The 10344-nt window shown below is 76.5% G+C and carries 3 protein-coding genes and 1 pseudogene; 3 read left to right on the forward strand and 1 reads right to left on the reverse strand.

Annotation, left to right across the window (positions count from 1 at the left end; translation table 11 throughout):
• Nucleotides 1-46: 46 nt before the first annotated feature.
• Nucleotides 47-3604 (forward strand): annotated as a pseudogene (locus tag RKE29_RS30855) (SDR family NAD(P)-dependent oxidoreductase); the annotation flags it as partial.
• Here RKE29_RS30855 and RKE29_RS23625 read toward each other — a convergent pair.
• A complete protein-coding gene (locus RKE29_RS23625; RefSeq protein ID WP_312007603.1) occupies nt 3541-3741 on the reverse strand; it encodes a hypothetical protein in 201 nt (66 codons plus the stop codon). The pseudogene RKE29_RS30855 and the gene RKE29_RS23625 overlap by 64 nt on opposite strands.
• A gap of 86 nt (nt 3742-3827) precedes the next feature.
• Between RKE29_RS23625 and RKE29_RS23630 the strand changes: the two genes are divergently transcribed.
• Both RKE29_RS23630 and RKE29_RS23635 read left to right on the forward strand, forming a co-directional pair.
• Entirely contained in the window at nt 3828-9875 is a 6048-nt protein-coding gene (locus RKE29_RS23630) for an SDR family NAD(P)-dependent oxidoreductase (RefSeq protein ID WP_312007605.1), read from the forward strand.
• A gap of 49 nt (nt 9876-9924) precedes the next feature.
• Nucleotides 9925-10344: beta-ketoacyl synthase N-terminal-like domain-containing protein (locus tag RKE29_RS23635; RefSeq protein WP_312007606.1), on the forward strand; the 420-nt coding region annotated here is incomplete at its 3' end.

Raw genomic sequence — 10344 nt, forward strand, 5'->3', positions numbered from 1 at the left:
CCGTACGGTGTTCGTCTTCCCCGGCCATGGCGGCCAGTGGGCCGGCATGGCCATCGGCCTGCTGCGCACCTCGCCGGCGTTCGCGAAGGCGTTCACCGCCTGCGCACAGGCGCTGGCACCGCACCTGCACTGGGACCTGGCCCGGCTGCTGGAGGCCGGGGCGGGCGATCCGCGGTGGCAGCGCGCGGAGTTCGTGCAGCCGGTGCTGTTCGCGGTGACGGTGTCGCTGGCCGCGGTATGGCAGGACCACGGCGTCACCCCGGACGCGGTGATCGGGCACTCCCAGGGCGAGGTCGCCGCCGCCTGCGTCAGCGGCGCGCTGTCACTGGAGGACGCCGCCCGACTGGCCGTGGTGCGCAGCCGGGCGGTGCGGGCCATCCGGGGGCAGGGCGGCATGGCCTCGATCCCGGCGCCGGCGGACACGGTGCGCGAGGAGGTGGCCCGGCACTGGCCTGGCAGGCTGTGGATCGGGGCGGTCAACGGGCCGCGGACCACGGCCGTCAGCGGCGACCTCCCCGCGGTCGAGGAGGCGGTGGAGTACTTCACCCGCACCCTTGCCCCCGGCGCGGCGAAGCCGCGGCTGATCCCGATCGACTACGCCTCGCACTCCCCCCACGTCGAGGCCGTGCGCGAGGAACTGCTGGAACCGCTGGACGGCCTCACCCTGCGGCCGACCACGATCCCGTGGTACTCCACCGTGCACGGCCGCTGGATGGACGACACCGACACCACCGGCGACAGCGACGGCGGCGCGGGCGCGGAGTACTGGTACCGCAACCTGCGGCAGCCGGTGGGCTTCGGCGATGCCGTCGAATCCCTGGCCGGCCAGGGATTCGACACCTACATCGAGGTCAGCCCGCATCCCACGCTGACGCCCGCGGTGCACGAAGCCGCCGACGGCGCGAGCGTGCCGGTCACCGTCATCCCCACCCTGCGCCGCCACGAGGACGACACCGGCCGCATGCTGGCCGCCCTGGCCCGCGCCCACACCCACGGACTCCCCGTCACCTGGCACCACCACCTCCCCACCCCCACCCCACCCCACCCCACCGACCTGCCCACCTACCCCTTCCAACGCCAGCGCTACTGGCTGACCACCCCCGCACCGGGCGCGGCCGGGGCCCGGCGCGCGGACCAGACCCCGGACAGCGCGACCGCCCCGTTCTGGGAGGCCGTCGAGGGCCAGGACACGAACGCCGTGGCCGCCCTCCTCGACCTCCCGCCGGACCCCTGGCTGGACACCCTCCTGCCGTCCCTGGCGACCTGGCGCGCGCGGCGCCGCGACCAGGCCGCCGCCGACGCCTGGCGCTACCGCGACGCCTGGCGGCCGGTCGACCTCGCCGACGCCCGGCCCGGGCCGACCGCGGCCTGGCTGGTCGCCGTCCCCGCCCGGCACGCCGACCGGCCGGACGTCACCGCGCTCCTCGACGGCCTGCGCGACGCGGGCCTGGCCCCCGTCCCCCTCGTCCTGGACCACCACGGCGTCGACCCCGAGGTCCTCCACCGGCTCCTCACCCAGGCGGTGCAGGACGCGGGCGCCCCCGTCGGCGGCGTGCTCTCGCTGCTCGCACTCGACGAGGAACCGCACCCGCGGCACCCCCACGTCCCCACCGGAACGGCCCTCACCCTCGCCCTGGTCCAGACGCTCGCCGGCCGTGACGACATAGCGGCCCGGCTGTGGTGCGCCACCCGCGGCGCCGTCGCCACCTCCCCCGGCGACCTCCTGGACCACCCCCGGCAGGCCATGGTCTGGGGGCTGGGGCGGACCGCTGCCCTGGAGCACCCCGACCTGTGGGGCGGGCTCATCGACCTCCCCGCCACCCTCGTCGAACAGGATGTGCGGCACCTCTCCGCCGCCCTGACCCACCGCCACGACGAGAACGAACTGGCCGTACGTCCCACCGGGCCCCGCGCCCGCCGCCTCACCCGCGCCCCCGAGGCCGCACCCGAGGCCCCCGCCGACGTACCGTCGCCCTGGACGCCCCGCGGCACCGTCCTCATCACCGGCGGCACGGGCGCCATCGCCTCCCAGCTCGCCGCCCGCATCGCCGACCGCCACCCGGACTGCCACCTGCTGCTGGTCAGCCGCCGCGGCCCCGACGCGCCCGGCGCCGACGCGCTGCACGGCCGCCTCACCCGCCACGGCGCCTCCGCCACCATCACCGCGTGCGACATCACCGACGCCGACGCGCTCGCCGCCGTCATCGCCGCCGTCCCGCCGAGCCACCCGCTCACCGCGGTGATCCACACCGCCGGCGTCCTGGACGACCACACGCTCGCCGCGCAGACCCCGGAGCACTTCGGCGCGGTCCTCGGACCGAAGGCGCACGCGGCGCACCACCTGCACGCCCTCACCGAGCACCTGCCCCTCGACGCGTTCGTCCTCTTCTCCTCCGTCGCGGCCCCCTTCGGCGCCCCGGGACAGGCCAACTACGCCGCCGCGAACGCCTACCTGGACGCCCTCGCCCACCACCGCCGGGCCCGCGGGCTGCCCGCGGCCTCCCTCGCCTGGGGCAACTGGGGCGGCGACGGACTCGCGAACACCAGCACGGCGCAGGCGTACCTGCGCTCCCGCGGCTTCCTCCCCATGCCGCCCCACCTGGCGCTGGCCGCCCTGGAACGGGCCGCCGCCGGGCCGCACGCCCAGCTCGTCGTCGCCGACGTCGACTGGGAGAGGTGCCAGCCCGCCCCGCACACCCGCGAGCTGTCCCCCGCCGCCCCCGCGGCCGGCCCGGCCGGCACCGTCCCCGCCGACGCCGCCGGGCAGCTGCGCACCCGCCTGGACGACCTGCCCCCGACCGAACAACACGACACCCTCCTCGCGCTCGTCACCACCCACACCGCCGCCGTCCTCGGACACGCCGACGCCGGGGCGTGTCCGACGGACCGCGCCTTCCGCGACCTCGGCTTCACGTCCCTCACCTCCGTAGAACTGCGCAACCGCCTCACGGCGGCCACCGGTCTGCGGCTGCCCAGCACCCTCGCCTTCGACCACCCCACCCCCGACAAGCTCAGCGCGCACCTGCTGACGGAGCTGACCGGCGCGCGCCCCGCCCGTACGGCGGCCACCGGCAGCGCGCCGGCCGGTCCCGCGCCCGGCGCGGCGGCCGACGGCGAACCGCTCGCGATCATCGGCGTCGCCTGCCGCTTCCCCGGCGGGATCCGGTCCGCCGAGGACCTGTGGGACTTCGTCACCCACCACCGGGACGCCATCGACGACTTCCCCGCCGACCGCGGCTGGGACCTCGCGAAGCTCTTCTCCTCCGACCCCGACGAGCCCGGGACCTCCGTCAGCCGCAAGGGCGCCTTCCTCTACGACGCGGGGGACTTCGACGCGGAGTTCTTCGGCATCAGCCCGCGCGAGGCGGCGGCCATGGACCCCCAGCAGCGACTGCTGCTGGAGACGTCCTGGGAGGCCCTGGAACGGGCGGGGATCAACCCGCACGACCTCCAGGGCACTCCCACCGGCGTGTTCACCGGTTGCAACGCGCAGGACTACACCGCCCAGCTGCGGCAGGCGCCGCCCGCGCTGTCGGAGGGCTACGCCCTCACCGGCAGCGCGAACAGCGTCGCCTCCGGACGCGTCTCGTACGTCCTGGGGCTGGAGGGCCCGGCGATCACCATCGACACGGCGTGCTCGTCGTCGCTGGTGGCGCTGCACCTGGCGGGCCAGGCGCTGCGGGCCGGCGAGTGCTCGCTGGCCCTGGCGGGCGGCGCCACGGTGATGACCACTCCGTTCAACTTCGTGGAGTTCTCCCGGCAGCGGGGCNGGCCAGGCGCTGCGGGCCGGCGAGTGCTCGCTGGCCCTGGCGGGCGGCGCCACGGTGATGACCACTCCGTTCAACTTCGTGGAGTTCTCCCGGCAGCGGGGCCTGGCCGTGGACGGCAGGTGCAAGGCGTTCTCCGCCTCCGCCGACGGCACCGGCTGGGGCGAGGGCGTGGGGGTGGTGCTGGTCGAGCGGCTGTCGGACGCGCTGCGCAACGGCCGCGAGGTGCTGGCCGTCGTCCGCGGCAGCGCCGTCAACCAGGACGGTGCCAGCAACGGGCTCGCGGCCCCGAACGGGCCGTCCCAGCAGCGGGTGATCCGCGCCGCTCTGGCCAACGCCGGGGTCACGGCGGCCGACGTGGACGCGGTGGAGGCCCACGGGACGGGGACGACGCTCGGCGACCCGATCGAGGCGCAGGCCCTGCTCGCCACGTACGGGCGGGACCGGCCGGAGGACCGCGCGCTGTGGCTGGGCTCGGTCAAGTCCAACATCGGCCACGCCCAGTCGGCGGCGGGCCTCGCCGGAGTCATCAAGATGGTGATGGCCCTGCGCTCCGGGCTGCTGCCGCGCACCCTGCACGTGTCGGAGCCGACGCCGCACGTGGACTGGTCGTCGGGGGCGGTACGGCTGCTGACGCGGGACCAGCCGTGGCCGGACACCGGGCGTCCCCGCCGCGCGGGCGTGTCCTCGTTCGGCGTCAGCGGGACGAACGCGCACGTCATCCTGGAACAGGCGCCCGTTCAGCAGCCGCCCGCCGAACCGCGCGCCACCGCGCCGACCGAGCCCGTTACGGAAGCGCGGGACGCGGCCGGCGAGACGGCGGGCCCCGGCGAACCCGCCGACCCCCCGCCGCTGCCCTGGCCGCTCGCCGCGGCGTCGCGGGAGGCGCTGCGGGACCAGGCCCGGCGGCTGCGCGCGTCCCTGACCGACCACCCCGGGCGCGGCCTCGCCGACGTGGGCTACTCCCTGGCGGTGAGCCGGGCGGTGTTCGAGCACCGGGCCGTGCTCCTGGGGGCCACCCGCGACGACTTCGAGCGCGCGCTGGACGCCCTCGCGGCGGGCGAACCGAGCGGGAGCGTCGTCCAGGGGGCGGCTCCGGGGCGCGGCAAGGTCGCCTTCGTGTGTTCGGGCCAGGGCACGCAGCGCCCGGGCATGGGGCACCGGCTGTACCGCACGTCCGCGGTGTTCGCCCGGGCTCTCGACGAGGTGTGCGCCCACCTGGACCCGTACCTGGACCGCCCGCTGCCGGAGGTGCTGTTCGCCGAGGACGGCAGCGAGACGTCGGCGCTGCTGCACCAGACCGCCTACACCCAGCCGGCCCTCTTCGCCGTGCAGACCGCGCTGCACCGCATGGTGACCGAGGAGTTCGGCCTGGTCCCCGACTACCTGGCCGGGCACTCCCTGGGGGAGCTGACCGCCGCCCACCTGGCGGGCATCCTCAGCCTCCCGGACGCGGCGGCACTCGTCGCCGCCCGCGCCCGCGCCATGCGGGGCCTGCCCGGCACCGGCGCCATGGTCGCCGTCGAGGCCACCGAGGAGGAGGTACGGCCCCTGCTGGCCGGCCTGGCGGACCGGGTCGACATCGCCGCGGTCAACACCCCCGCGTCCGTGGTGCTCACCGGCGACCGCGACCCCGTACGCGAACTGGCCGACTCCTTCCGCGAGCAGGGCCGCAAGGTCACCTCGCTCCAGGTCAGCGGCGCCTTCCACTCCCCGCACATGGAGGCCCTGCGCCCGGAGATCGAACGTACCGCCGCAGGCCTCGCCTACCACCGGCCGCACATCCCCCTGGTCACCGGGTCCGCGGCCGAGGAGGACCCGGGCACGGCCGCGTACTGGGCGCGGCAGGCCCGGCGCACCGTCCACTACGCGCGAACCGTCGAGCGGCTGCACGCCCGCGGCGTGACGACCTTCCTCGAACTCGGCCCCGACGCCACCCTCACCGCCCTGGCGCACCACAACCTGCCCGACCACGACCCCGTGGCCGTGTCCCTCCTGCACCCGGAGCAGTGCGAGAACCGCAGCGTGCTGGCCGCGCTGGCCGCGGTCCACACCCGCGGCCGGCCCGTCGCCTTCAGCCGCCACTACACCGGGCGGCGGCCGGCGCCGCGCCAGGTGGAGCTTCCCACGTACGCCTTCCAGCGCCGCCGCTACTGGCTGCCGGCCGCGGAAGCCTCCGGCGACGTGACGGCCGCCGGGCTCGACGCGGCGCGGCACCCGCTGCTGGGCGCCGCCGTGGAGCTGGCGGAGGGCGACGGGTGCCTGCTCACGGGCCGGTTCTCGCTGCGTACGCACCCGTGGCTGGCCGACCACGGCATCTCCGGCGCCGTCGTGCTGCCCGGCACGGCGTTCGTGGAGCTGGCCCTGCGGGCCGGGGAGCACGTCGGCTGCCCGCACGTGGAGGAACTGGCCCTGCACGCCCCGCTGGTCGTCCCCGCGGGCGGCGAGGTGGTGCTCCAGGTGGCGGTGGGCGCACCCGACGAGGCCGGCCGCCGGCCGCTGAGCGTGCACGCCCGGCTGGACGGCGACGCAGACGCCGGCTTCGAGTCCGACGGCAGCGGTGACGGCGGCCCGGCGGCCGACGGGTGGACGCGGCACGCCGAAGGCACGGTGACGGCCGCGGCGGCCGACGCCGCCGACCCCGCGCCGGACCCGGCGGACGCCTTCCCGGCGCCGGCCGCGCCCTGGCCGCCGGCGGGCGCTCAGGCCCTGGACGTGACCGGGGTCTACGACCGGTTCGCGGCTGCCGGCTTCGACTACGGGGAGGCGTTCCAGGGCCTGCGCGCCGCCTGGCAGGGCGACGGCGCCACGTACGCCGAGGTCAGCCTGCCGGAGCAGACGGCCGTCGACGCCGCCCGCTACGGTCTGCACCCCGCCCTGCTCGACGCGGCGCTCCAGGCCATGTGGCTGGCTCCGGAGGCGAGCACTCCGGGTACGACGGCCCTGGGCGGACCGGACCGGGGCCTGCCGTTCGCGTGGACCCGCGTGCGCCGGTACGCGACGGGCGCGTCGACGCTGCGCGTACGGCTGCGGCGGCTCGGCTCCGAGACGGTGGCCGTCGACGTGGCCGACGAGTCCGGTCGGCCCGTGGCGTCGGTGGAGTCGCTGACGCTGCGGCCGGTGCCCAAGGGCACGCTGCGGGCACGGCCCGAGGCGGCGGTGCGCGACGCGCTGTTCGGCCTGGACTGGACGGACCTGCCGCTGCCGGCACCGCTCCCGGCCGCGGGCCGGTGCGCCCTGGTCGGCGCCGACGCCCTCGGCCTGGGACCCGCCCTCGCGGCCGCCGGGGCCGACGGCGGCCGGCCGGACACCGACGGGCCGCACCACTTCGCGGACCTGGCCGGCCTGGTGACGGCCGTGGACGCGGGCAGCCCCGTCCCCGACGTCGTCATCGCCGCCTGCCCGCCGTCCGGCGACCGGCAGGGCCCGCCCGGCCACGACGCCGCAGCAGCCGGGCACACCAGGACCCGGCAGGTGCTGGACCTGCTCCAGCGGTGGCTCGGCGCACAGCAGCTCGCCGGGGCGCGACTGGTGCTGGTCACCCGCGGCGCGGTGGCCACCGCGCCGGGCGAGGACGTGCCGGACCCGGCGGGCGCGGCGGCCTGGGGGCTGGTGCGCTCCAGCCAGTCGGAGCAGCCGGACAGCTTCGTACTGGTGGATATAGATGACGCCGACACCGACGAGTCCCGCGCGGCGCTGCTCGGCGCGATCGGCCTCGGCGAGCCGCAGCTGGCGCTCCGCGGCGGCCGCGTGCTCGCCCCCCGCCTGGTGCGGCTGGGCCCCGGCCGCGCCGCCGACGGCGGCCTGCGCCTGCCGAGCGGGCCGGCGGGCTGGCGGCTGGAGTGCCCCGACTCCACCAGCCTGGACGGCCTGGCCACCGTGCCGTCGCCGGCCGCGGCGGCCCCGCTGGGCCCGACCGAGGTACGGATCGCGGTCCGCGCGGCCGGGTTGAACTTCCGGGACGTGCTGGTCGCGCTCGGCGTGGTGCCCGGGCAGACCGGCCTGGGCAGCGAGGGCGCGGGCGTCGTCCTGGAGGTCGGCGCGCAGGTGGCCGACCTCGCGCCCGGAGACCGGGTGATGGGCGTCTTCCAGGAGGCGTTCGGCCCGGTGGTGGTGACCGAGCGCGCCACCCTGGCCGCGATCCCCGACGGGTGGTCGTTCGCCCAGGCTGCGTCGGTGCCGATCGTCTTCGCGACCGCCTACTACGGCCTGGTCGACCTCGGCGGCCTGCGGGCGGGGGAGTCGGTGCTGATCCACGCCGCCGCCGGCGGCGTCGGCATGGCCGCCGTACAGCTCGCCCGGCACCTGAAGGCGGAGGTGTACGCCACGGCGAGCCCCGGCAAGTGGCACGTCCTGCGCGGCCAGGGAATCGCCGAGGACCGCATCGCCTCCTCGCGCACGCTGGACTTCGAGCAGCGGTTCGCGGCGGCCGGCGGCGGCCGCGGCATCGACGTCGTACTGGACTGCCTGGCCCAGGAGTTCGTGGACGCGTCGCTGCGGCTGCTGCCGCGCGGCGGCCGGTTCCTGGAGATGGGCAAGAGCGACATCCGCGATCCGCAGCAGGTGGCGAAGGACCACCCGGGCGTGCGCTACCAGGCGTACGACCTGCTGGACGCCGGCCCCGACCGGGTGGGAGAGATCCTGCGCACGGTGCTGGACCTGTGCGAGGCGGGCGTCCTGGCGCCGCTGCCGCTCACCTGCTGGGACATCCGGCAGGCCGAGGACGCCTTCCGCCACGTACAGCAGGGCCGGCACATCGGGAAGAACGTCCTCACCCTCCCCGCCCGCTGGGACGCCGACGGCACCGTGCTGATCACCGGCGGTACGGGCGTGCTGGGCGCCGCGCTCGCCCGCCACCTCGCCGCCACCGGCCAGGCCCGCCACCTGCTGCTGGCCAGCCGCCGCGGGGACCAGGCCCCGGGCGCCGAGGAGCTGCGCCGCGAACTGACCGGGCTCGGCGCGGACGTGACGATCGCCCCCTGCGACGTGAGCGACCGGGCCGCCGTGGAGCGGCTGCTGGCCGCCGTGCCCGCGCGGCGGCCCCTGACAGCCGTCGTCCACACCGCGGGAATCGTCGACGACGCCACTCTCGGCTCCCTCACACCGCGCCGCCTCGACACCGTACTGGCCGCCAAGGCCGACGCCGCCTGGCACCTGCACACCCTCACCCAGCGGACGGACCTGGCCGCCTTCGTGGTCTTCTCCTCCGTCGCCGGCGTCCTCGGCGCGCCCGGGCAGGGCAACTACGCCGCCGCCAACGCTTTCCTCGACGCCCTCGCCCAGCACCGGCGCACCGCCGGGCTGCCCGGGGTGTCCCTGGCCTGGGGGCTGTGGGAGCAGGCCAGCGGCATGACCGGCCACCTCGGCCACACCGACCAGAGCCGGCTGGCGCGCCTGGGCATCAAGCCCCTCACCACCCCCCAGGCGCTCGCGCTCTTCGACGCCGCCCTCGGCCACCACCGGCCCGTCCTCGTCCCGGCCCGGCTCGACCCGGCCCCGGGCGCGGGCTGCGTACCACCGCTGTACCGCGGCCTGGCCGGCTCCGTCCCCCGCCAGGCCGCCGCGGCGGCGGACGCCGGACCGGCGGCGCTGCGCGCCCGCCTCGCCGACCAGGACGCGGCCGGGCAGTACGACGTGCTGCTGGCGCTCGTCCAGTCCCACGCCGCCCTGGTCCTCGGCCACGACAACCCGGCGGCCGTCATCCCCACCGCTCCCTTCCGCGGCCTCGGCTTCGACTCGCTCACCGCGGTCGAACTCCGCAACCGGCTCAACACCGCCGTCGGCCTCCGCCTCCCCGTCACCCTCACCTTCGACCACCCCACCCCCGGCGAACTCGCGGCCTACCTCAGGGAGCAGGTGCTGCCGGGCGGAGGCGCGGGGGCCGCGGAACCGGTGCTCGCGGAACTCGACAGGCTGGAAGCGGCCCTTTCCCTCGTGGACGAGGACGACTCCGTCCGCCCCAGGGTGACCGCCCGGCTGCAATCCCTGCTGCTGAAGTGGAACCAGTCGGGCGACCCGGCAGCGAACGGCGACGGCTCGGACCAGCTCGCGTCCGCCACCGCCGCGGAAGTCCTCGACTTCATCAGGAACGACCTCGGCCTGTCCTGAGGTGATGACCACGCCAGGACGTGCAAGGCGCTCAAGGAAGTGATCCCAAGTGGCGAACGAAGCAGAGCTCCTCGACTACCTGAAGCGGGTGACCGCCGACCTCGGCCGTACCCGCCGGCGTCTGTACGAGATCACCGAACGGGAGCAGGAGCCGATCGCCATCGTGGGGATGGCCTGCCGGTTCCCCGGCGGTGTGCGATCCCCGGAGGACTTGTGGCAGCTCATCGCGTCCGAGACGGACGCGATCGGCGACTTCCCCACCGACCGCGGCTGGGACCTGGACCGCCTCTACGACCCGGACCCGGACCGCCCCGGCACCTGCTACACGCGCCACGGGGGATTCCTCTACGACGCCGCCGACTTCGACGCCGAGTTCTTCGAGACGTCGCCCCGGGAAGCGTCGGCGATGGACCCGCAGCAACGGCTGCTGCTCGAAACCGCGTGGGAGGTCTTCGAGCACGCGGGCATC

Origin of the sequence: Streptomyces sp. B1866 (assembly GCF_031932565.1) — a bacterium.
Classification (GTDB): Bacteria; Actinomycetota; Actinomycetes; order Streptomycetales; family Streptomycetaceae; genus Streptomyces.